This is a genomic window from Candidatus Nitrosotenuis aquarius (assembly GCF_002787055.1).
Taxonomy (GTDB): Archaea; Thermoproteota; Nitrososphaeria; order Nitrososphaerales; family Nitrosopumilaceae; genus Nitrosotenuis; species Nitrosotenuis aquarius.
In genome coordinates, this window is sequence record NZ_CP024808.1 from 989,628 (window position 1) to 1,011,064 (window position 21,437).

The 21,437-nt window shown below is 39.9% G+C and carries 24 protein-coding genes and 1 tRNA gene; 8 read left to right on the forward strand and 17 right to left on the reverse strand.

Annotated elements, in window-relative coordinates; translation table 11 throughout:
- Positions 1-49 precede the first annotated feature (49 nt).
- The 4 genes from NAQ_RS05935 to NAQ_RS05945 all read right to left on the reverse strand — a co-directional run bounded on the left by NAQ_RS05935 (position 50) and on the right by NAQ_RS05945 (position 2,124).
- On the reverse strand, positions 50-1,111 hold the full coding sequence (locus NAQ_RS05935; RefSeq protein ID WP_100182671.1) for a homospermidine biosynthesis protein: 1,062 nt from the start codon (positions 1,109-1,111) through the stop codon (positions 50-52).
- Between the two features lie 197 nt (positions 1,112-1,308).
- Positions 1,309-1,431 carry a hypothetical protein gene (locus NAQ_RS10425; protein WP_256387146.1) on the reverse strand — a complete coding sequence of 41 codons (123 nt, stop codon included), beginning with the start codon at positions 1,429-1,431 and terminating at the stop codon, positions 1,309-1,311.
- 80 nt (positions 1,432-1,511) lie between these two features.
- A complete protein-coding gene (locus NAQ_RS05940; protein ID WP_100182672.1) occupies positions 1,512-1,796 on the reverse strand; it encodes a DUF8036 family membrane protein in 285 nt (94 codons plus the stop codon).
- A gap of 25 nt (positions 1,797-1,821) precedes the next feature.
- Positions 1,822-2,124 carry an ArsR/SmtB family transcription factor gene (locus NAQ_RS05945; protein WP_100183485.1) on the reverse strand — a complete coding sequence of 101 codons (303 nt, stop codon included), beginning with the start codon at positions 2,122-2,124 and terminating at the stop codon, positions 1,822-1,824.
- Positions 2,125-2,199: 75 nt separating this feature from the next.
- On the opposite strand from NAQ_RS05945, the gene NAQ_RS05950 reads away from it, so the two are divergent.
- Positions 2,200-3,081 (forward strand): radical SAM protein, encoded by an 882-nt coding sequence (locus NAQ_RS05950; protein ID WP_100182673.1) that lies wholly within the window; start codon positions 2,200-2,202, stop codon positions 3,079-3,081.
- 44 nt (positions 3,082-3,125) lie between these two features.
- Here NAQ_RS05950 and NAQ_RS05955 read toward each other — a convergent pair whose 3' ends face one another.
- From NAQ_RS05955 to NAQ_RS05965, 3 genes are read right to left on the reverse strand one after another with little or no spacing between them, the layout of a single operon-like run.
- A complete protein-coding gene (locus tag NAQ_RS05955) occupies positions 3,126-3,377 on the reverse strand; it encodes a hypothetical protein (protein ID WP_100182674.1) in 252 nt (83 codons plus the stop codon).
- Between the two features lie 42 nt (positions 3,378-3,419).
- Positions 3,420-4,220, reverse strand: coding sequence for a hypothetical protein (locus NAQ_RS05960; RefSeq protein ID WP_100182675.1), 801 nt, complete (start codon positions 4,218-4,220; stop codon positions 3,420-3,422).
- A 2-nt stretch (positions 4,221-4,222) separates the two neighbouring features.
- On the reverse strand, positions 4,223-4,513 hold the full coding sequence (locus tag NAQ_RS05965; protein WP_162858666.1) for a hypothetical protein: 291 nt from the start codon (positions 4,511-4,513) through the stop codon (positions 4,223-4,225).
- Positions 4,514-4,638: 125 nt separating this feature from the next.
- Here NAQ_RS05965 and NAQ_RS05970 point away from each other — a divergent pair, with 125 nt between their 5' ends.
- On the forward strand, positions 4,639-5,073 hold the full coding sequence (locus NAQ_RS05970; protein ID WP_100183486.1) for an acyl-CoA thioesterase: 435 nt from the start codon (positions 4,639-4,641) through the stop codon (positions 5,071-5,073).
- A 144-nt stretch (positions 5,074-5,217) separates the two neighbouring features.
- Here NAQ_RS05970 and NAQ_RS05975 read toward each other — a convergent pair.
- Positions 5,218-5,291: transfer RNA gene (locus NAQ_RS05975), tRNA-Val, on the reverse strand.
- 56 nt (positions 5,292-5,347) lie between these two features.
- On the opposite strand from NAQ_RS05975, the gene NAQ_RS05980 reads away from it, so the two are divergent.
- Both NAQ_RS05980 and NAQ_RS05985 read left to right on the forward strand, forming a co-directional pair.
- Complete coding sequence (locus NAQ_RS05980; RefSeq protein WP_100183487.1) at positions 5,348-6,358, forward strand: glycosyltransferase; 1,011 nt, start codon at positions 5,348-5,350, stop codon at positions 6,356-6,358.
- Between the two features lie 39 nt (positions 6,359-6,397).
- The gene (locus NAQ_RS05985) at positions 6,398-7,813 is read left to right on the forward strand and encodes an amino acid kinase family protein (RefSeq protein WP_100182677.1); all 1,416 of its coding nucleotides are present in this window, start codon (positions 6,398-6,400) and stop codon (positions 7,811-7,813) included.
- A gap of 184 nt (positions 7,814-7,997) precedes the next feature.
- Here the strand turns inward: NAQ_RS05985 and NAQ_RS05990 are convergent, their stop codons facing one another.
- Positions 7,998-8,198 carry a hypothetical protein gene (locus tag NAQ_RS05990; protein ID WP_100182678.1) on the reverse strand — a complete coding sequence of 67 codons (201 nt, stop codon included), beginning with the start codon at positions 8,196-8,198 and terminating at the stop codon, positions 7,998-8,000.
- An 84-nt stretch (positions 8,199-8,282) separates the two neighbouring features.
- On the opposite strand from NAQ_RS05990, the gene NAQ_RS05995 reads away from it, so the two are divergent.
- The 3 genes from NAQ_RS05995 to NAQ_RS06000 are packed head-to-tail and all read left to right on the forward strand — an operon-like array spanning position 8,283 to position 9,938.
- A complete protein-coding gene (locus NAQ_RS05995) occupies positions 8,283-9,197 on the forward strand; it encodes a branched-chain amino acid transaminase (RefSeq protein WP_100182679.1) in 915 nt (304 codons plus the stop codon).
- A 31-nt stretch (positions 9,198-9,228) separates the two neighbouring features.
- On the forward strand, positions 9,229-9,393 hold the full coding sequence (locus NAQ_RS10130; protein WP_162858667.1) for a hypothetical protein: 165 nt from the start codon (positions 9,229-9,231) through the stop codon (positions 9,391-9,393).
- Positions 9,381-9,938 (forward strand): class I SAM-dependent methyltransferase, encoded by a 558-nt coding sequence (locus NAQ_RS06000; protein ID WP_100182680.1) that lies wholly within the window; start codon positions 9,381-9,383, stop codon positions 9,936-9,938. Before NAQ_RS10130 ends, NAQ_RS06000 begins: the two co-directional genes overlap by 13 nt.
- On the opposite strand, the gene NAQ_RS06005 is transcribed toward NAQ_RS06000, so the two are convergent.
- The 3 genes from NAQ_RS06005 to NAQ_RS06015 form a co-directional block, all read right to left on the reverse strand.
- Entirely contained in the window at positions 9,939-10,235 is a 297-nt protein-coding gene (locus tag NAQ_RS06005) for a hypothetical protein (RefSeq protein WP_100182681.1), read from the reverse strand.
- A 169-nt stretch (positions 10,236-10,404) separates the two neighbouring features.
- Positions 10,405-10,806: a DNA-binding transcriptional response regulator gene (locus NAQ_RS06010; protein WP_100182682.1), complete on the reverse strand. Its 402-nt coding sequence runs from the start codon at positions 10,804-10,806 to the stop codon at positions 10,405-10,407.
- Positions 10,803-13,172 carry a sensor histidine kinase gene (locus NAQ_RS06015; protein WP_100182683.1) on the reverse strand — a complete coding sequence of 790 codons (2,370 nt, stop codon included), beginning with the start codon at positions 13,170-13,172 and terminating at the stop codon, positions 10,803-10,805. Before NAQ_RS06015 ends, NAQ_RS06010 begins: the two co-directional genes overlap by 4 nt.
- A 131-nt stretch (positions 13,173-13,303) precedes the next feature.
- Between NAQ_RS06015 and NAQ_RS06020 the strand changes: the two genes are divergently transcribed.
- Complete coding sequence (locus NAQ_RS06020) at positions 13,304-14,356, forward strand: site-specific DNA-methyltransferase (RefSeq protein ID WP_100182684.1); 1,053 nt, start codon at positions 13,304-13,306, stop codon at positions 14,354-14,356.
- 30 nt (positions 14,357-14,386) lie between these two features.
- On the opposite strand, the gene NAQ_RS06025 is transcribed toward NAQ_RS06020, so the two are convergent.
- From NAQ_RS06025 to NAQ_RS06045, 5 genes are all read right to left on the reverse strand, one after another.
- Positions 14,387-14,923: a M48 family metallopeptidase gene (locus NAQ_RS06025; protein ID WP_100182685.1), complete on the reverse strand. Its 537-nt coding sequence runs from the start codon at positions 14,921-14,923 to the stop codon at positions 14,387-14,389.
- Complete coding sequence (locus NAQ_RS06030; protein WP_100182686.1) at positions 14,920-17,901, reverse strand: type I restriction endonuclease subunit R; 2,982 nt, start codon at positions 17,899-17,901, stop codon at positions 14,920-14,922. Before NAQ_RS06030 ends, NAQ_RS06025 begins: the two co-directional genes overlap by 4 nt.
- Positions 17,901-19,127 (reverse strand): restriction endonuclease subunit S, encoded by a 1,227-nt coding sequence (locus tag NAQ_RS06035; RefSeq protein WP_162858668.1) that lies wholly within the window; start codon positions 19,125-19,127, stop codon positions 17,901-17,903. Before NAQ_RS06035 ends, NAQ_RS06030 begins: the two co-directional genes overlap by 1 nt.
- A gap of 10 nt (positions 19,128-19,137) precedes the next feature.
- Positions 19,138-20,634 (reverse strand): type I restriction-modification system subunit M, encoded by a 1,497-nt coding sequence (locus NAQ_RS06040; protein WP_100182688.1) that lies wholly within the window; start codon positions 20,632-20,634, stop codon positions 19,138-19,140.
- 204 nt (positions 20,635-20,838) lie between these two features.
- On the reverse strand, positions 20,839-21,282 hold the full coding sequence (locus NAQ_RS06045) for a helix-turn-helix domain-containing protein (protein WP_100182689.1): 444 nt from the start codon (positions 21,280-21,282) through the stop codon (positions 20,839-20,841).
- Between the last annotated feature and the right edge of the window lie 155 nt (positions 21,283-21,437).

Here is a 21,437-nt window from a genome sequence, read left to right on the forward strand (position 1 = left end):
TAAATTCTTTGAAAATTTGCCTTTTGCGGATTTTGCATGTCTCTGAGAATTATTTTTTGCTAAAATAAGTCTCGGACAGATCCTTGTAGTATTGGTCTAGTTTTTTGTACAGTCGTTTTGGCTTGCGGGTTTTCTGCGTGCTTAGTGCATAAAGGCACAGTACAGGAAACGCAATGGTGGCATCCGCATAGACTACAACTACGTCCTCATGCGAATCCTTTACTTTGCCCCAGCTCTTTCCCTCTTGTAGCGTGGCGCCGGACAGGCCTCCTGTGTCAGGCCTAGCATCAGTAATTTGAATAATGTAATTTTGTCCGCCATGTCCTAGGCCCAATATCTGATCCAAGAGCGGGCCTGTTTGTTGAGCGGTGTTTTTTGGAACACCGCCGCCAATTTCGACAATTCCAGCCTTTTTTGAATTGTACAGAATTGCCGCCTGCTCGATTATCTCTCGCACAAAATCCAGCTCAAATGGCTTGTTGGCAAGCCTAAGTGGTGCCAGATCAAGCGCAAGTGAGGAATCCTTGAGTGTCGAGATGTAAAGCGGCACATCATAATCATATGCAGACACGACGAAGCTTTTCTGCGGGCTCTTGGAATGTTCTTTAGAATATTTGCCCATCCAGTTTGCAAATTCCGCAGTGGTGAACGGCTTGTCAAAAAAGTTGTTATCAAACATTTTTTGCACGATTTTGTCTTGTTTTTTGAGCGTTTCTTCGCCTTTGATGTACACGTCCCTTATTCTGACAATGTCTTTTTCGTATAGAACCATGTCATCGACCTCAAAATGTCCCTGCTTTACGGGCAGGTTCCATGCAAAATGGTCCTCGTGGTACAGATTAGAGCCAGTCGATATTATCCAGTCAACAAAGCCTCTTTCGATTAGAGACTTGAAGAGCCCCCCAAACCCAACTGGCGTCATGGCACCAGCTATAGTAAGGCAGATTGTTGCGTCATCCTCAATCATTTTGCCAAAGAGCTTTGCAGCTTCGCCGAGCTGTCTTGCATTGTATCCAGAATTGGAATAAATTTCTACAAGATCTTCAATTTTCATGTTTGGGCTTATTTGTACATGAGGAATGTTTTTTCCATGAAAATGATGATGGCTCATCTATTCATAGCAAACTCCACTAGATAATATATTTAATGATGCAAATTTTTTCGATAAAAAATTTAGGAAAAAGATTACAGATCTGAAATGAAAAAATTATTGCGAAAAAAAAATTACAGACGATGATTTGATTTTTGCAATTTGATCCAGAATTTGGTAAATTACGTATACCAAAAGTATAGAGAATCCATTGCAGACTAGTCAAATTTGATTTCTTCTTGGTGTGCTGATGCATTGCAGTGCGCACATTTTTCTGATGCCGTCTTAAAGTACACCATATGACATTGTTTGCAGGCTCGCAGATCGCTTAGTCTAACCATTGTTAGTCTGGCCTCAGACACATACAAAAATCTTGTTTTACTCATGATTTGTGGCTTTTTTTGAAAAATCTGATCCCAAGCTAGTCCATTGTGATTTTAAGAAATATCAAAATTCCTGCAAGCTCGGCAATGTGCACCCCAAGCAAATATGGAAAGATCTCAGGTGCAAACAATGTCGACATGGAAAAGTACGCATATGCTCCAATGGTATTGTGCAAAAACAGCATTACAGAAAACAATATCATGCCAAGTGGAAGTTGCGCCTTGGTTCTGACATACATTCTTCCAAAGACAAACATCAGAACTCCAAGCACAATCATGTTTGCTATCGATACGCCAGATAGGATTGCTGATGTTTGTTCCATGTAGAGAAAACCACCTTTGCTATACTTATTTACTTTTTTCCAGTTTTTGCACTATTTCCAAAAACGAGTCCATGTTTGCCTCCAAAAACCCAGAGACAAAAAATGTGACATTGTATTTTTCCCCAATTCGTAAAATAATGTTATTTTTCTCCAAGACCTCCACATGGTGAATGATTGCCTTGTAATCCAAGCCCAGTTCTTTTGCAAGCTGGTTTGCATTTAGCGGCGTTTGCCTGATTGCCTGCACGAGCCTGAGCCTGTTCGCGCCTCCGCGAGATCCCGCAAACACAAACCAAAGTAGCCTCTTTGCATACGGATCATTTGCCAATGCCCTCAAAGGTTTCGAGAAGCTAGAAAAACATAGTGTACAAAAATAATATTACCAAATTCACCTAGTCATATCATGATGCTAAACTATGATTATCCACTGTATAGGCCGCCATCGGAGGCAGACTCGCTCATCTTCCAGGTTACCTTGGGCTGCTCATTTAACCAGTGCTCGTTTTGCGACATGTACCGATCCAAGGAATATTCAGAGCGACCATGGGAAGAGGTAAAAGCAGAAATCGACATGATGGCAAAAATGCTTCCAGACACAAGACGTATCTTTTTGGCAGATGGCGATGCACTAAATCTCTCAGTAGAATACATGCAAAAAATAGTAAGATACTTGCGGGAAAAATTCCAAAACTTGGAGCGAATCGCATGCTATGCAATGCCGATGAATGTTCTCAAAAAAACGCCAGAAGAGCTAAAACTATTACGAGAGTCAGGCCTAGACATGTTTTATCTTGGAATAGAGAGCGGCTCTGATCTAATACTAAAAAAAGTAACCAAGGGTGCAACATCTGCCACAATAATTCGCGCATGCAAAAAGGCAAAGGATGCAGGCTACATACTGTCATGCATGATAATTTTGGGCCTAGGAGGCAAGACCCACTCCAAGGAACACATTCGCGGAACAGCCCAGGTCATCAATGCCGCAACGCCTCACTATGTAGGCGCCCTGACTTTATACTTGGAAAATGGGATCAAGCAAGAGTTTTTGGACAAGTTCGGCGAGCCTTTCATTCCCGTTTCTGATGCCGAGGCGCGAGAAGAGCTGGAAGACCTAGTATCACAAATCAATGTTACAGATCAAATAATATTTCGAGCAAACCATGGCTCCAATGCCTATACTATCAAGGGAACCTTCCCCCAGGACAAACAGATGATGCTAGACAAAATAGCTTGGATGAAGCAGCACCCCGAAGTAGTCAGGCCTGTCGGTCTTCGCGGCTTTTAGAATTCAAAAATTCTCATCTATTGTTATTTGACTAGATTTTCAGACTACAAGCTGTCAATAATTGGCTTTAGATTTTCCGGCAGATCCGGCAGTTCGGTATGTGAGGTGTTGTTTTGCAAAATTTCTGGTCCTATTCTGCGCACCCGCTGGGTTCCAATCAAGGTATCGATGCTTCTTTGCGCATCTTTTTCAGATAGCACCGTCTTTAGCTTCTCAAGCAATACAGTCTCGTTTTCGTATTTTTGAATGGCATATTGCACTATGACTAGTCTGTCGTTGAATGAGAAATCTGCCAATTCATGGTTTGTTGCATGCTGCAGTAAAAATATTTTTGTGGCTCATCTGAGGTTTTTCTGATCATAGAATCGGTTTTCCTGATTTTTTGTCCTAAAGACCTTGAGATGATGATACACCCCAAATGCAAAAAACACGTACGCCCACAGATATACAATGTCAAATGGATGGCCGGTATAATACAGGTCATCCTGAGACAACACCTGATAGGCAGAGTCCGCCACGACAAAGCTGAACATGCCAATCAGCAAGAGCAGCCAAGTGAAATTGACTTGGCCTCTCAAGAACAGCATCAACCCTATTACGGTTGGGGCAAGGCATATTGCATCTCCTATTGGATATGTAGTCAAGAGTGCGGTCTCAAATTCAGGCAAATCTGATTTTGCAATTGCGCAATAAACCAGAAAAGCCATCAACGTAGCAGACACAGACGTGGCAAGTGCAATAGTTTTTGGAGTTATTGAATTTCTGAATGGCCGAATATACAATATGGCAAACGCAAAATATGCAGGATAGCCAAGCAGCCAGAAAAAGTCGGCCACAGACGGAAACGGATCCTTTTGGAACACTAGCTCGTCTGCTGCCCAGATTATCTCGCCAACTGACCAGCTAATGGCAAACACAGCAAAGCAGATCCAGGCTTTACCGAGGTTTCCCGCAGTTTTGTTGCGTCCAACCAAAATCAGGGAAAATACAACAAATGGAGCAATGATTCCAAGGTTTAGTGCATTTGAGGCGAGTATGAGATTGGCCTGGCCAAAAACATTCAATATTCCAATTACCGCAGCTATTACTCCCAGTGAAACAGCAAGAGGCCACTTGATTAGCCCAGTATTGGTTTGCAAGACTATTTTAAAATCACACCAAGAAAGTTTGATATTGGTTTTTGGTCTTGTAGCTCATCTAGTCTTTTTCGGATTTCAATCGTAATTGATTTGTAGCTGTCTCCAAACAATTCTTCCAGTACCTCTCGAAGATATTGCGGGTTTTGCAGACAGTCAGAAAAGTAACATCGGTGTTTTTCATATAATCTGTGGCCTACTTCATCCAGCGCAAGCTGGCCCACATTGAGAAGAACTCGCTCTATTACAAAACTTACCAACGCCTTTTGGGCGTCCTCATGTGAGTCACTTGCCATATGCACTATTCCAAAAATTCCCTTAAAAGCATTAAGCTTGCAAAACAAGAAATACCTCAGATCTCCAAGTTGAGTTCTTGGAGCAGAAAACCGTAAACGACTCCAAAGTCGAGGTAATAGCAAGAATGTTTCCCCATGACGCGAATCCGGCAGGAAATGTCTTTGGAGGAGAGATACTCAAACATATTGACATTGTCGCAGGAATTGTGGCCCACAGGCATTCCAGAAAAAACGCAGTAACTGCAAGCATAGACCGGGTGGACTTTCTCAAGCCAGTCTATGTTGGAAACGCATTGATTCTCAACGCAAGACTAAATGCGGTCAGAAAGTCTTCAATGGAAATCGAGGTGCGAGTGGAAGCAGAAGACCTGATCCGCGGGACCAAGACTCTGACTGGAACCGCACTGGTAACATCGGTAGCACTGGATGAAAACGGCAGGCCAACACAAGTTCCAGAACTAGTCCTCAAAACCAAGGAAGAAAGGCAGAGATTTGTCCAAGGCATAAAGCGAATGAATCAGAGAATCAAGGAAAAAAAGCGCAACAAGGCAAAAAACTAGTCGCCAGATCCCCATTCAGATTTTGTGTGACCAGAGTTTTGCTCCGATATTGTTCCCCACCTGAATTTTGGAGTCTTTGTTTGTATTTCCATGAGTAATTATGTTATTACAGTATAGTAAGGTGCTGTATGTTTAATGTGAAAATGGGCCCACTGGGATTCGAACCCAGGGTCTTCGCCGTGTAAGGGCGACGTCATAACCAACTGGACTATGAGCCCAGCAAAATTCCTTTTCAGAAACCATTTAAACTTTGAGAGATTCAACACAAAAATCATTGAACCAAAACATCGGGTTTTTCTGCAGCCCAATAGGACTAGGACATGCAACACGCGATGTCGCAATAGCGCAGTTTTTGCAAAAACCGCCAAAGTTTCTCACAGGAGCAGGTGCTGCCAAGCTGATCTCAGAGTACGGATTTTCGGTAAATGACGAGTATACCCCGCCAAACTTTGATGTGCAAAATGGAGTGCTACAGGGCTCGCTAGGCTGGCTTTGGAAATACTATCAGTACTACAAGGACTGCAAGAAAATATCAGACAGATTCATCAGTTCTGAGCGCCCCCAAATTATAGTAAGTGACGAGGATTTTGCTTCGCTGGCAATAGCGCAGCAAAAAAACATTCCAACCATACTGATCACAGACATTTTGGAGACCAGATTCACCAAGGGAATAGGCTCGATTATAGAAAAAAAGATGAACAAATCCATGAGGGAAATCATCCAAAAATGCGACATGGTAATACTCCCAGAGTCAGGCCAAGATCAAGACAACATTAGGCGAGTCGGCCCAATAGTAAGATCCACACAATACACCAGAGAGGAGCTACGAAAAAGGCTCGGATTTGAGAAAAAAACCATAGTTGCAAGCGTCGGTGGGACAGATGCAGGAAGATTCCTAATCCAGAAAACAATCGAGGCGGCCTCCAAGCTAAAGGATGTAGACTTGGTCCTCGTCAGCGGCCCAACACTGAAAATCCAAAATCAAAACGTCAGGAACTTGGGCTTTGTAAATAATTTGCATGAGATAATTTTTGCATCAGACCTGGTGATCTCACTTGCCGGCAAATCCACAATAGACGAATCAAAAGCGTATGGCACGCCGGGAATTTTCATTCCAATCAAGGGCCACTTTGAGCAGGAAGACAATGCAAAAGAGGAAGGCTATTTCTTTGATGACATTTACAAGCTAGATTCTCTGATTCCGCAAAAGCTAGAGTCAAGGCGTGCACAGGTGCAGACCGACGGCGCAAAAAAGGCAGCCGAGATTATTTTGCAATATTCATAGCGTACCCTTAAAAGTGGTTTTAATTGCAACCAATCTTACTTGGAAAGACTTGTAGTAGCAAAGTTTGGCGGAAGCGCAAGCGGAATTGACGGCGAGTTTGTATCAGATATTGTATTACGAATAAAGCAACTAAAGCAGGACTCTAAGGTAATTGCAGTTTTTTCAGCTCCGCTTACAATGCACGAGGGAAAAAGAAAATCACTCACAGACCTAGCATTATACATTGGCAGAAAGGCAGAGGAGGGTGCAATGCCAGACATTACACCAATCAAGCAATCATACCAGAAAATCCTATCATTAGTGTCGGATCAGTACAAATCCGAATGCCAAAAGACAATAGATTCATTTCTTGCAAGGGCAACCCAGACGTTTTCTGAGGCAAAAGACAAAAAATCATTTTCAAACGAGGTCCGCTCACGTGCACTTGCGTTCTCAGGCGAGATCCTCATGTCGTATGTGATGAGCTACATCCTCAAGAGTGCCGGCCTAAAGTCAGACGTTGCAAGCTATGACGCCTGGCCTATCATTACCGACAACAATATCGAGTCGACTAATTTCCTTGCATCAGAGTCTGCCGCAAGGCTAGGACCGCTAGAGGATCTAGTCAAAAACAATGAAGTGGTATCCATTGGAGGATTTATCGGAAAAACTGCGGACGGAGTCGAAACAACATACGAGCGTGGAGGCTCAGATAGAACAGCTGCAGATCTTGGAATTTTGTTCCACAAAAAATATGACACTAGAATCGACTTTGAAAAAGACAGTGCAGTGGTGTCAGCAGACCCAAGAATAGTATCAAAGGAGCTAGAAGACATTACACTGCTGTCATACAATGAGGCAAGAATTGCAGGCATGTTTGGCATGAAGATACTGGATCCAATTGCAATCAAGGAAATTCTGGAAAACGGAGTAGACATGCCAATCATAATTACAAACATGAAGGATCCCAGCAAAACCACGACAATACTGCGCAAATCAGACAACCAGAATGGCCACCCACTAAAGATAGTTACAGGCAAAAAAAACTGTGCAATTCTCAAAATAGAAAGCGTCGCCGCCGAAGCACTCCTAGAATCGCTGGAAAAAGAAAAGCGTTATTCCGAGTTTGTGATTTTGTCGCCATTTACCAAGGATGACATCGAGTTTACAAGAATTTTATTCCTGGATGCAGACTATGTCAAGCGAAACGAGCGATACTTTCTTGGGTTTGACTCGCTAGCTACCATACAGTATAATCGGGGCGTCATAACACTAATTGGCGACCAGATGTGGCGAGTCCACCAAATCGTGTCCAAGGCAAGCTCCAGAATAGGAGACGCTGGCCTCAACATCCTGAACATGGATGCGCAGGAAGAAACGTCACGAGTCATAATAGTAGTCGATGATTCTGCAGATAACATAGAGACAGCGATTCGTGCTGTTCATTCCGAAAGGTCAAAAATCACCTTCTCCTGAATAGTACAAATCGCATATGGAGCCCTTGGTCATCCAAGAGTTCCATGCTGGGTTTGTTCATGGGCCATAGTCTAGAATTAGCCCGGCGTTACCCAAAACACGCGCTGATAATACTATGCGATCGGAATATTTAGACCTGATCTATATAGTTCCTCTAGAACTTTTTGCGAGCTAGGCACGAATCCTAAAACTTGGTAAAGCTTAGAACCAGGCCTGCGGCAATCAGTGCGTACCACTTGAAGTTACGCCTATCTGTAAAGACATTCTTTGGGCTCATCTGCTCATCAGTCCTAATTGAGGCTCGAATCTTTTTCATCTCAAAGCCCTGCCCAATTAGGCCTGCGGCAACTAGGCCCATGGCTAGAATGGATGACGCTATTTCCATGGTATCATAATGCCAATCCCACTATTTAGTTGTGCATGGGCTTTTCGGATAATTTTTTAATTAGTGGCGCTTTTCCGACATTCTATGAAAGAGATAGGAAAAATCTGGATGAACGGCAAGCTGGTACCATTCAAGGATGCCAAAGTCCACGTACTGACTCATGCATTACATTATTCAACAGCAGTCTTTGAGGGAATTCGCTGCTACAACACCCCAAAGGGCTCTGCAATATTTCGACTGCCAGAACATGTTGATAGGTTCTTCAGGTCCGCAAAACTGTATTCGATGAAAATGGAATACACAAAAGAGCAGATAACAGACGCCATAGTAAAGACAGTAAAGGCAAGCACCCTAAAGGAGTGCTATATTCGACCACTGGCATATTACGGATATGGCACCATGGGCCTGACTCCCACTCCAAACAAGGTTGATGTCTCCATTGCATGCTGGGAGTGGAAGATGGGCGAATCAAAAGCAGGAAAGCAGACCGGTGCAAAATGCAAAATATCCAGCTGGCTGCGAATCGACTCCAGATCACAGCCAATGCAGGCAAAGGCAGCATCAAACTATGCAAATGCGGCTCTGGCAAGAGTAGAGGCACTCAAAAACGGATACGATGAAGCAATCATGCTAAACTATCATGGAAAAATAGCCGAAGGCAGTGCAGAAAACATTTTTGTTGTAAAGGATGGCCAAATTTACACGCCGCCGCTAACATCAGGATGCCTTGCAGGAATCACACGAGACTCTGTAATCCAGATAATAGAATCAAACGGCATGGACATTGCAGAACAAGAGCTAGAGCGAGACGATCTATATTCAGCAGACGAGATATTCATGACCGGAACTGCAGCCGAGGTCAAGTCGGTATCCCAAGTAGACGATGTAACCATAGCAGACGGCAAAATGGGCAATGTCACCAAATCCCTGCAAAAATCATTCATGGATGTAGCAATGGGCAAAGACGAGCGATTCATCCACTGGTTACAATACCTCTAAGGTTTTTTACATATTATATCAAATTACAATCATGGACTCGTGTTCAGTCGGTGGAAGCACAGACAGGATTTGCTGGTTTTGCAAAAAAGGAAGGCACTCTGAATGCATGAAAGAAATGGCAGTGGATGCCAGATCAGAAGGCCCGCACGACTGTACATTTGACACCAAGATGGTTCCCTGCCAATGCCAGCACTAGAATATTGGGATGATTACGCAAAGAATCATCTTGGCAACTTTAACTATGAGATGGCAAAATTCATCCCCGATTTGGCAATCTCACTGCGGGCACAAAGCATTCTAGAAGTAGGATGTAGCGCGGGAAATGACCTAAAGTTATTTCCAGACGAGTCAAACGTTAACGGAATCGATATTTCTGAGCTGGCCATTACGCAGGCAAATGAAAATCTGCCAAAGTTTAACTTTCAGACTGCAAACATTTGTACAATTCCATTTGAGGACAATTCCATTGATTTGGTATTTACAAGAAACGTAATGAATTACCTTGACTCTCAAGATATCAAAAAGGCAGTAGCCGAGTTGTTTCGCGTATCAAAAAAATACATTTTCAACATAGAGTTGTTTTCTGAAAATGAGGAAAAGATCAGCGACAGTCCAGTCACATATGGGCGAAACATGAAAAAACATTGGATGGATTATAAGGTGAAAGTAATCAGCAACGTAGACATGCATGAGGAGATCGAGCCTAAAAAGTCCAGATTTACGTTACTAAGAAAGCTTTGATTATTTTATTTTGGACTCTATTGCAGTTATGTATTTTGATAAAAATTCGTGAAACATCTCTATTTTGGACTGGTCCATGGCTTGGGCGCCAGAGAACTTGGTCATTTCCTGCTTTGCTTTCAAATGTTGTGACAAAATCTCTTGCAGTTCCGACTTGGATTTAGTATCAAGATTTTGTATCAGGGTGTTTGTTTCTTTTTCCAGCTTTTCCTGTAGTTTTTGGTCAGCTTGCGGCATCTCACCCAAAATGTCCTGTATGGTATAGTTCTCAAAGACGCGAATGTCAAGATTGACCATTAAAAAGACACTCTAGCCGATTTAATAAAAAACTATTTTTGAATTTCAGGTATAGTAGCGGGTCTGGTGGTTAGTCCGTATCCCAATACCACGCAGTATGCGCGGTTCATGCCTCGGTATGGGTATGATGTTCTGATGATTATACTTTTCTATTTTCTGTTATAATGATTTACAATGTAAAAATTTTGTCGATTACTGCGCAGATTAGATCTAGTTGTTTAGGTTCCCCATTATTTGGTAGAAAATCATAATATCCTTCATTTTTGTAATTCCGTTTCATACTTTTTAGATCGGTTTCTTCGCCAGTGCATCCAATAAGATGAATTTTATGATCAGTGCCGGCAAATGCGCGTTTCACATCTTGTGCAATATGTGCATAATGTGTTTCACCATTTAGATCATCATCTACAATAATTATTCGTGGCTTCTTCTCTTGTAAGAACTTGATGAATGTGTCAGAGTCATATTCATTCAAAAATTCTATTTCATATTTCCTCGATTTAAAATAATTATCAAGAGCTAATGTTATAGCTTGGTCATCATCAATGTAGATAATAAGACTTTGACTCATCTCAATATCTCAGATTTAGGAAATACAATCTTAAAGGTTGCTCCAGTAGCAAGTTCAGATTTTTCAATTGAAATATCACCTTTATAATCTCGAATTATTTCTTTGATTATTGGTAATCCTAACCCACTACCGCTTTTTACAGATTGATGAGATGCGGCTCTAGTCCAGAACAAGTCAAACACAAGACCTCTGTCGATGGTTGGAATGCCAATACCGTTATCACTTACAAACATTGTAATGTCGGTTTTTGTTGTGTAAGTTGAAATTCTTATAATTCCTTTTTTACCCAGTTCTCGTCTTTCGGATACCAGAATTTTTAATGACTTGATTGAGTTTGAAATCAGATTAAGCAGAATGGATTGAATATCTGCTTTGTACATGTACAATTTTGGTAATTGTGAAGGCACTTTATTTTCTAGTTCTATGTTCCATCTACTGAATATTCCAGATAATGATTGTTTTATTTCCTCTATTTCATTGTGTAAGTTAATTTCTTTCTTCATACGAAATTCTTTTTTGCGACTAGATAGATCAGAGGTAAAACCGCTAACCAAAGTCATAAAGCTTGAAAGATTTTCTACTGATGGTGCTATAATATCAAGACTTTGTTTTAATTTTTCTTGATCAATTGTTGTACCATCTATTGTTCGTTTTAGTACTCCGGTATGCAAGAGAATTTTCTTTAGATAGTCTTTAACTTCGTGAGATACAGCACCAGTGGTTATTCCTAATGATGCTAAGTTCCTATATGCTCCCAGTTCATCCATCAATGAGGTTTTAGTTGCGTATTCTGTTCTTTCTTCACCTACTAATTTTTCTTGAATTTCATTTAGTGATCCCAGTAACTTTTCTTTTGTGCTCTTGGTCATACTAGAATCCTCTTCAACAAATTTTGTGAGTTTGACTACTAATGAGGGGGTTTTTTTCCGAGTTTCTTTTTTGATTATTTCTTGACGTCGTTTTTCCGAGAAAACATAGTATCTGCGCATAGACTCTGTGACAAAATCTTTGAGATCATTGAATGCCTCATTTTCAATAATTTTTTCTCTTGTGGTAGTATCCAGAACATTAGAGTTTTTGTCTCTAGAGATCTCTACCCAACCAATGATATTTTTTGGTGGTAGTTTTCCAGCTGCTGCACGTGCACTAGAACCAGTTCCTAGCCAATCATTGTTTAGATCACCATACGGTCTTACACGAAATCCATCTCTGTAGATCTTGATTCCTGACGCATATTCAACATCTTGTTGTATTTGTTCCACTCTTGTTTTACCATACCAATCAGACCATCCCAAATCTCTGCCAGACGGATCAAAGGGATAGCCGTAAAATGTTAACTTTACTGGGCCGCATTTTGCAATTGCTGCTTCTCCTAATCTAGTACCATCAACATCATATCGCACAAATGGAAATACATCAAGTAACTCATTGTATTCTTTTTTACGCTTGTTTGGAATGATTTGCTCATCTTTATACCAAAATGAGGTGAATCTTATCATAGAATCTTCTGAGAGTATGGATTCAAACTTGTATGGTGCTATTTTGAATAGACTGCTTTCTACTTCAATATTTAGCTCTTTTCCGTTCATCTGATAAACGACTTTTACTTCAAAGTTAGAGCTAGCGTGTGATTTTGGTAGGATTAACATTGATAGTTGATTTAAAAAATTCTTAATTTTTTTCTCAGTCCACGCTTCTCGCAAATCTTCCAACAATATTGTTAACCCATGATCAGATGGATCTTTTTTCATGTACGTTATTGGAATTTTGACATCGGTAAGATTTTTTGCTCTCTCAAATTCACTCCAATCACACGTGAACATGATTGTTTGATTATAGTTACGTGGTCTAGATCGTAGAGTTACTTTGTTAGATAGTTTCTCTACGGCAAATCTTCCTACCCCCTTTTCACCTACTACTCGTCTTCCTTTTGATGTGAGTATCTCGTGTTGTTCCTTGCTTACACCTATTTTCATCCATTTGTTTTGTATTTGATCTATTGTCATGCCATTACCATTATCAGTGATCAAAATCTTTGTTTTTTTCATTAATTCATTGACGATGTGTTCTTGTTCGAGATATTTAGGATCGTTTTGAATTAGTCGTTCTATTTCATCTAATGAAAGACTGGTCTTGGAGGCTCTAAGTGCGGATAAGATTTCACTGTAAATTTTTTCTAGTTTTTTGTATTCTTTTTGAAAGGAATCAATATTTTCAAATTTTACAATTACCTTTGTTGCATCTGCATCATAGGAATTTTTTACTAATTCAAATAATGCTGCTTCATCAGTAGATACTGATTCTCTACCAAGTAATTTTGTTAATCTTCCAGATACAGAATACTTTAAGGAATCGGGCTTGTTCATTAAACGCTTGTATTATCGAATCTACCATTTTAAATTCTCTCTATTCATGTGGAGTTTGTCTAATATTCCCTCGAAAAAGTCTAATCTTTTTATCTAATTATGTTAAAGATCAACCGATAACACCAACAATCATGACAAATATTCTCATTCATTCAGATTCGTTATCCGTACTAAAAGATACAAGTTCAAAAAAAGCGAACCTCATTTATCTTGACCCGCCATTTTTTACAAATCGCTCATTTGAATCAGACAGCTATGATGGAAAAAGAATTACATTTGATGATGTTTGGAAGAATGGAATTTCCGAGTATCTGAATTTTATGAGAAATGTGTTACAAGAATCTTTGAGAATTTTGCATCCAACTGGTATGCTTTTTCTTCACTGTGATTGGCATGCGAGTCATTATCTCAAAGTTGAGTTGGATAAAATATTTGGATACCACAACTTTGTAAACGAGATAATTTGGAAAAGGCATAACTCACAGAACAACTCTAAGCAAGGTGCAAAAATTTTTGGACGAATGCATGATACAATTTTAGTTTATTCAAAGACTAAGGACTACACGTGGAATCAGATCTATGACAATTATTCTGATGAATACAAAAAAAGAGCATACAGAAACGTAGATGGAAAAACGGGGGAACGCTATGCATTAGGTGATTTGTCTGGCCCTGGTGGTGCATCCAAAGGCAATCCCAGATACGAATTCCTAGGATTCACCAAGTACTGGCGATACAGTAAGCAGAAGATGCTACGTCTTTACAAAGAAGGAAAAATAGTACAAACCAGACCCAACACAGTTCCAAAGCTAAAACGATATTTGAAAGACATGAAAGGCATACCACTGAGTGACATTTGGTCAGACATCAATAATCATCAAATAAAAAATCGTAAATCCATTTTGTATCCAACTCAGAAACCAATTGAACTACTAGATCGCATAATTAGATGCTCTACTAAAAAAGGCGACTTGGTGTTAGATCCATTTTGCGGTAGTGGAACAACTCTGATTTCTGCGCACAAATTACAGAGAAATTGGGTTGGAATTGACAAGAATCATGTTGCAATTGATATTGTAAAAAGGCGATTACAAGAGAGTGGAGTTCTTGAATCAGAATACAAATTACTTGAAGAACCATTAAAGATCAATGGCACAAAACGAAGAAAATTCATCGATAATTAGTGCTAAACCAAAAAATGATTGGGTATGAAATCATATGATTACTTTGCCATTCAAATCCAACCATTTCCTTCTTTGTTCATAGTCTGGCATGAATCTATGAACCAGATTCCAGAACTGATGTGAGTGTTCCTTTATTTTGATATGGCATAGTTCATGCAATACGACATAGTCAATTACTGGTTTTGGTGCTTTTAGCAAGTCCACACTTAGATTGATGGCATTATCTTTTGTAGTACTGCCCCACCGCCCCCTTAGTTTTTTGAATACTATCTTTTGTGGTGTGACTTGCAATTTGCCAGAATAATGTCGTATACGCCCTCGAATGAATGACTTTGAATATTTTTTTATTGATACTTTGTTAGGTTGCTTTGCAAATTCTAGTTGTTTTTTGTATATCCATTGCTTTTTGCACTCGATGGTCTTTTTGATTTCGGAATTGGTCTTTTTAGCTGGTACTCTGAACACCACACCGCCCTTATCAACTTGAATCTCTGATGTCTTTCTCCTATTGCTTTTGATTACGTGATACTGGATTACGCTGTTGCCGTACCTTATTTTGCCGATCATATTCGATGCTTTGCTATCTCTATTATTTTTGCAGCAAATCCGTCAAGTTTGTCTTCTGGAAATCCAATGTTGCCCAGCTCATCATAAATTATTTCCATTATCTTTTTCTCGCTGCTGGTTTTGTGTTTCCACCCCACAATCTGGGTTTCTTGGTATAATTTTGCAAAGATTGCCTTGGTAGCATCAATTGACTTGTCTCTGTTGTCCAGTATTTCTTGCAGCTCGCTGTATAATGCAAACTCGAATGGGTGTGCCTCATAATCACCAAAGACCATTTTGCGCTCCTTTTCCTCATGGACTGCCGACTCGTAGATCTCCTTGTATTTGCCAAAATAGTCAGCGTCTTCTTTGCGTCTGGATTTTTCCTCTTCAATTATTCTTTGTAGGCGCTCCCATAATTTTTCATAGTATGCGGGATTGTTGCCCTTTAGTTCTTGAATGACTTGAATTGCCTTGTTTTTGACAAGTGCGGTTCTTGCACGATTTGACTTGAATTTGTCAACAAAGGCTAGGAAATTCTCGTATGTAATTTCCATTGGGTTGATTAGTTCTTTGACGTTAAGTGATCTGATATGATCATCAATTAGTTGCTGTATCTTTTTGGCATACGGCTTGGTGCTGGGCTTTACTCCCTCATAGTATGTGCGTATGGTTTGCCTTGCCATGCTCAAAAACTTGAAGTCATCAATGTACGGGTCTGACTCTTTTGATGGCATTACCGCATCCAGTGCTTTTGAGAATGCCTTGAAATCATATTCGAATTGGTCTCGTATGTCGATTGGCTCAAACTTTACAATGATTTCATCCTTGGAGTTTTTGTCAACGCCCCTAAAATGCGACATTACTTGCAAGTGCCTTAGTCTTAGCTCTTGCAGTTCCAGATCAATTGGTTCCAGTGCACCTTGAATGTCCTGCTCTTCGAATATTTCCAGTGCCTTTTGCAGATCTTTTGTTATTCCGCAATAGTCCACAATCAGACCATAGGTCTTTGCCTCATCATATGGTCTGTTTACTCGAGCAATTGCTTGAAGCAAATTGTGTTCTTTTAGTGATTGATCCAAATACAACACTTGGACAATTGGTGCATCATAGCCAACCAACAACATGTCCACCACGATGAGAATCTTTGTTGGATCTTTGGGATCCTTGAATTTTTCTGCTTCTTGTTCTCGTTGCTCATTTGTTAGATAATACTGATCCCATAATTTGTCGTCTTTGCCCTTTTCACCCAAGTGTGAGGTCATTATGATTTTACATGATACATTGAGTTTGTCCAATTCTTGTTTGTATAGGACTGCCGCCTCCCGTGATGGGGCAACTAGCATTGCCTTGTAGCCATTTGGTTCTATGCGTTGGGAATAGTGATTGACCAAGTCCCATGCAATCTTTTTGATTCGTGATGGCGCCTCGGCAATTTTGCCCTTGGTGACGTATTGCTTTTTGAGCTTGTCCTTCATTTCTTGGTCAAGGTCGGAAAACACTCGCTCAAAGACTTGCTCTATTGTCTCCCCGCCCTCGACAAACAATTCTGGTAGCCTTCCCTCGTATCGGATTTGCAGTGTTGCGCCATCTGCCTTTGATTCCTCAAAGCCATACTTGTCTAGGAGTTGCCCGAATACTTTGTAGTTGTTTCTGTCCTTTTTGTCAATTGGTGTTCCAGTAAATGCAAAAAACACTGCATTTGGCATTGCCGCCCGCATTGATTCGGCAGTGATTTTGAATTGGGTTCTGTGTGCCTCATCAACTAGGACAATTGCCTTTTGGTCTGTATGGATTGGTGCATCCGTTGCAAATTTTTGGATTGTAGTCATTATGGTTTTGCCCTTTGGGTTTGCTAGCAATTCAGATAGGTGTTTTGCAGAATCTGCTTTTACTGGTGCTGGATAGCCACAACTCTCAAAGGTGTCATGGATTTGCTTGTCGAGTTGCTTTCTGTCTGTGACTATGATGATAGGTGGATTGTTTAGTTTGTTTACTAGTTGGGTTGCGAACCAGAGCATCGTATAGGATTTACCAGATCCTTGTGTATGCCAGATCACCCCGCCCTTGTCTGCTATGTCATCACTTGTTTGTAATCGGGCAATAGACTTGGTTACTGCTCGGTATTGCTGGTGTTTTGCAATTTTTTTGATCTTTTTGTTGTTTATCACATCATAAATGACATAATTTTCCAGTAGGTCTAGCAGATGTTTTTTTGAAAACATGCCAGCAATGAGGATCTCTTGCTCTCGGAGTGTTCGGTTGCAAATTCGCTCTAGTTCATTATCTTCAAACGGATAGGCTTTGCCCCATCTTGCATAATAATTCACATCAGAGAGTATGGTTCCATGTCTGGCTAGTGTTCCACATGTTGCCACTAAACAATGATTGTAAAAGAATAATCTTTCATATCCCAGTCCACGTGTCTGATAATGATCAAAGTTCTTTTCCACGGCTTGCTCTATTGGCTTTGGAATGCTGGGCGACTTGCATTCAATTACAACTAGCGGTATCCCGTTTACAAATAACACAATGTCTGGAAATATTGGATTTTTGAGACCCTCCAGTTGGAATTGATTTGTTACTAGGAAATCGTTGTTGTCTGGGTTTTCAAAGTCAAACAGTTTGACTGTTTTTGGTTCTGCACCATCACCATAGTTTTGGATTACTGTTATTGGTTCCAGTCCTTCCGAATTTGATAGCCCAACCAGTTTTGCCCGAATCTTTTCGTTTGTATCAACTGGATCTAGTGTTCTAGGATACGAGTCCTCTCGGATTTGTGCTAGTGCATCTTGGATTCCATCCTCGTCAAACTTTGGGTTTAATCGGCGGATTGCTTGTTCTAGTCTGTCATAAAGCAGAACTTGACGATAATCAGATCTGGTTTTGTTTAGTTCTAGTTGTGATTTGTATTCGTATCCTAGGTTGTGCAGTAATTCCAGTGCTGGAAGTTCGGATTCTTGTGCCTCATCACCATCACCCACTACAAATTTGACCATTAGACTTTGACCCGCATCTGTCCAGTGAGTAGTTTTTGCATTAATCCTTTTTTAAGATTTTTGAGATGGGATTCAAATTGTAGATTAGCAAGTAATTTCTTTTCGACTACGGTAATACTTCTTGTTATTCTTTTTTGTTCATCGATTGGAGGTAATGGCATTTTGAGATTTAACCACTCATCTAACAATAAAATGTATTTTTCTATGTGAACTCCATGTGTGGTAAGAACTATTGTTTTATGGAATAAATCGGTTTGTGAAAAATAATCAAAATAATTTATGTCAAGTTGACGAGTACCGCTAAATATTGAGTACTCATTTGAAACTACCGCACCATCAAACTGTTTTGGTACAAGTCCGCATGCATTATGAATAATTTGTCTCCTAGAAATAATGAATTCGCCTGCATTAATTCTAAATTGATTTTCAGTTAGAATTTGTTTTCCATACACTTCATCTCTTAAGACAATTCCGTCATGTCTTCGCTTAACAGTTATTCTGACGTATTTTTGAGAGTCCATCAGATCTATAGAATTCTGTTGAACAGAAAGAATTTTTTTAAATGGTTCAACTGTCCATGCTTTAGGAATTTTAACAGTTAAGAAGGGTTTCCCAAGATTAACTTTCTTAAACTCGGTATGTCCAATTCCTCTAGTCAGTAATTTCTGCATCAAACCTTTCTTGAGTCTTTGAGTTTGTTCGATAATTTTCTGAGTTTGACTGATCAATGAATCAATATTTGATAATATAGAAGCGATTTTTTGTTGCTCTTTGAGAATAGGGAAAATAATTTTCTTATTTTGTAGTACATTTACAACGATTTGGGGTTGCGCAGAACCGGTTATGTCTGCGTAAAATTTAGAGTTTTTTAAGAAATGATAGAAAAAATTTGGTTCTAGTTCATTTTTTTTCTTTGGTATTAGTGCTATTGAATTGTTACTTACCCAGCTAAACCTATCTGTAAAGTGAGTTGCTCCACAATATTCACCTCTGCAAGAAACAAGGACAGTTCTGTCTTCATGCATGTATTGATTAGAATATCCAATCACACCATTTGCACCATAAATTTTGAATTTTCCACTTGCGGTTTGAAAACTATCTAGGTATGTGCCTTGTTTTAAATCAAATACGTCTTTGAGTTTTTTTATTTCCCATTCATCTGGAATTTCAATTTCTTTTCCATAATTCCAGTTTACAAGCTTGTAACCATGTCTTGCTTTTTGCACTTGCATTATTCTAAACCTTCAGGCCTAGTTCTTTGAGGTCTTGTTGCACTTTACTTTCAATTTCTTGTCTTTCTTTTTCCAGTTTTTTTAACTCGTTAATTGTGCTTTGAATATCAATTTCCTCTTCTGGCTCCGAAATGTCTACATACCTTGGAACATTAAGGTTAAACTCGTTTTCTTTGAATTCGTCAAGTGCTGCAACGTGACAATATCTATCTACATCTTTGAAATCAGAAAATGCCTTTACAATATCATCAATGTCAGAGTCTCGTAGTCGGTTTCTGCTTTTGCCTTCTAGGTAATGCTCCTCTCCCGCAGCATAAATGAAAATTATCTTGTTCTTTCTTTTCTCTGGTTTTTTCTTGTTTAGTATCAAAACGCATGCTGGGATACCAGTTCCAAAGAACAAGCCTTCGGGTATTGCAATGATTCCTTCAATGACATCATCGTTAATCATGCCCTCCCGAATCCTTGATTCCTCACCACCCCGAAACAAAATTCCTTGAGAACAGACAATTGCCGCTTGACCCTTCTCGTTCAGACTTGCAAGCATGTGCTGGATAAACGCAAAGTCTGCCTTGTCTTTGGCTGGTGGAATTCCATACTTGAAGCGGTTGTATGGATCTTTTTCTGCTCCAGCATTATCCCAGTCCATTGAAAAGGGAAAATTAGCCAAGACCCTATCATACAGTTTTAGTTTTCCGCCCTCGACAAGTTTTGGATTTGATAGCACATCACCATATTCAATGTTAAAGTCAATGATTCCATGCAAGACCATATTCATCTTGCACATTGCCAAGTTACCATAGTTTGATTCCTGTCCGTCAAGTACCAGATTACGTGGATTACCGCCATGTTTTTCCACAAATCTCCTTGATACAATCAGCATGCCACCAGAACCACAAGTTGGATCACAAATTTTCATTCCTTCCTTTGGCTCTACTATGTTTACCAGCAGTTTGACTACTTCACGTGGCGTGAAAAATTCACCGCCCTTTTTCTTTATTTCATCTGCAAAGTGTTCCAGCAAATACTCGTATGCATCGCCAAAAATGTCCTCTTTTACTAAATCAGAATTGCGCAGTCTTGGCTGGTTAAAATGGGAAACTAGCGCCTTTAGCTTATCATCGGGATATTTTCTTTTGTCATTGTACTTTGTATTGGTTAAAACTCCGTCAAGTTGCGGATTTTCCTTTTCTATTATTTTGCATACTGCATCAATCTCCTCACCGATATTTTTTGAAGCATCAGATAAAACAGACCAGCGGGCGCTTTGTGGAATGAAAAAATCGTGCAAGAATTTTTGTGAATAGATCTGCTTTTCCGTCTTGCCTTTTTTTAATAATGATTCAACGTTTTCTTCAAATCTGTCGTTTAGTCGCTTTAGGAATAATAACGTCATTACTGGCTGTCTATATTCCGAAGCATCAAGGCTTCCACGTAGAATGTCTGCTGCCGCCCAAATGTGCGAGCTTAGAAACTCAAAGGTTACTTTTTGGTTCGACACAGTTTCTCTGTTATTTTGTAGTTTATAGAGGTTGATTGGCGAACAATTGAAAGATCATTTCAACAAGAATGACTCAAGGGAATAGTCCTTCTAATTTTTGGGCACGATTCAGTCCACTATTACAGTGTGGACATTTTAGTGGTCTAAATTGAATATGAAAAATGGTGCCACATTCCATGCAACCATAAACATTTTTCGTGTGAATCATACATCAACCCCCGAAATACCGCCAAGACTTGGCATGAGCGGTTGTGGGATTGTGTCTGTTGCGTATTTCTTTCTGAAAACCTCCAAACTCCATACCATTGGGGCTCGTAGTAGGTGTTTTAGGTGAGCTTCTCGTACTGTAGTAATTTGTTTTCTGATTTGTAGTACTAGTTCGGGGTTGCCCTTGACGTCTGGCTCTTCCAGCATGTCATGCAATCTTGCCAAGTCTTGCAACAGTCCATCAAGTGAGTCTTTGTAAATTCTGGTAAAATCTCGTTCCGCTAGGTCTGTCATCCATTGTTTGCTGGCTTCCCGCATACGTCTGCACTCACGATAAACTGAACTTATCGAGGTGTTGAGTCTTTTTGCCACCTCTTCTTGGGTTCTTCCTTGAAGAATTCCTTCTCTTATTGCTAGTTGTCTTTGGAGCTTTGCCTTCATTTTTTGTGTCTAAAAATGATTAGTTCATTCAAGTACTTTAGCATATTTTGTACGATGATGTAACCGAAAATTGTTACATGTTATCAATATGAGATGTACAAAATAGATTCTAATGTGTAGAAAAAGAATGTAAATACGGTTACACAGACACAAAT

Excerpts from the sequence above, each read along its gene's own strand:
- NAQ_RS05935 (WP_100182671.1), bottom strand. The coding sequence starts at position 1,111 with ATGAGCCATCATCATTTTCATGGAAAAAACATTCCTCATGTACAAATA.
- NAQ_RS10425 (WP_256387146.1), bottom strand. The coding sequence starts at position 1,431 with ATGGTTAGACTAAGCGATCTGCGAGCCTGCAAACAATGTCATATGGTG.
- NAQ_RS05940 (WP_100182672.1), bottom strand. The coding sequence starts at position 1,796 with ATGGAACAAACATCAGCAATCCTATCTGGCGTATCGATAGCAAACATG.
- NAQ_RS05950 (WP_100182673.1), top strand. The coding sequence starts at position 2,200 with ATGATGCTAAACTATGATTATCCACTGTATAGGCCGCCATCGGAGGCA.
- NAQ_RS05965 (WP_162858666.1), bottom strand. The coding sequence starts at position 4,513 with ATGGCAAGTGACTCACATGAGGACGCCCAAAAGGCGTTGGTAAGTTTT.
- NAQ_RS05970 (WP_100183486.1), top strand. The coding sequence starts at position 4,639 with ATGTTTCCCCATGACGCGAATCCGGCAGGAAATGTCTTTGGAGGAGAG.
- NAQ_RS05990 (WP_100182678.1), bottom strand. The coding sequence starts at position 8,198 with ATGGAAATAGCGTCATCCATTCTAGCCATGGGCCTAGTTGCCGCAGGC.
- NAQ_RS05995 (WP_100182679.1), top strand. The coding sequence starts at position 8,283 with ATGAAAGAGATAGGAAAAATCTGGATGAACGGCAAGCTGGTACCATTC.
- NAQ_RS10130 (WP_162858667.1), top strand. The coding sequence starts at position 9,229 with ATGGACTCGTGTTCAGTCGGTGGAAGCACAGACAGGATTTGCTGGTTT.
- NAQ_RS06000 (WP_100182680.1), top strand. The coding sequence starts at position 9,381 with ATGCCAGCACTAGAATATTGGGATGATTACGCAAAGAATCATCTTGGC.
- NAQ_RS06005 (WP_100182681.1), bottom strand. The coding sequence starts at position 10,235 with ATGGTCAATCTTGACATTCGCGTCTTTGAGAACTATACCATACAGGAC.
- NAQ_RS06010 (WP_100182682.1), bottom strand. The coding sequence starts at position 10,806 with ATGAGTCAAAGTCTTATTATCTACATTGATGATGACCAAGCTATAACA.
- NAQ_RS06015 (WP_100182683.1), bottom strand. The coding sequence starts at position 13,172 with ATGAACAAGCCCGATTCCTTAAAGTATTCTGTATCTGGAAGATTAACA.
- NAQ_RS06020 (WP_100182684.1), top strand. The coding sequence starts at position 13,304 with ATGACAAATATTCTCATTCATTCAGATTCGTTATCCGTACTAAAAGAT.
- NAQ_RS06025 (WP_100182685.1), bottom strand. The coding sequence starts at position 14,923 with ATGATCGGCAAAATAAGGTACGGCAACAGCGTAATCCAGTATCACGTA.
- NAQ_RS06030 (WP_100182686.1), bottom strand. The coding sequence starts at position 17,901 with ATGGTCAAATTTGTAGTGGGTGATGGTGATGAGGCACAAGAATCCGAA.
- NAQ_RS06045 (WP_100182689.1), bottom strand. The coding sequence starts at position 21,282 with ATGAAGGCAAAGCTCCAAAGACAACTAGCAATAAGAGAAGGAATTCTT.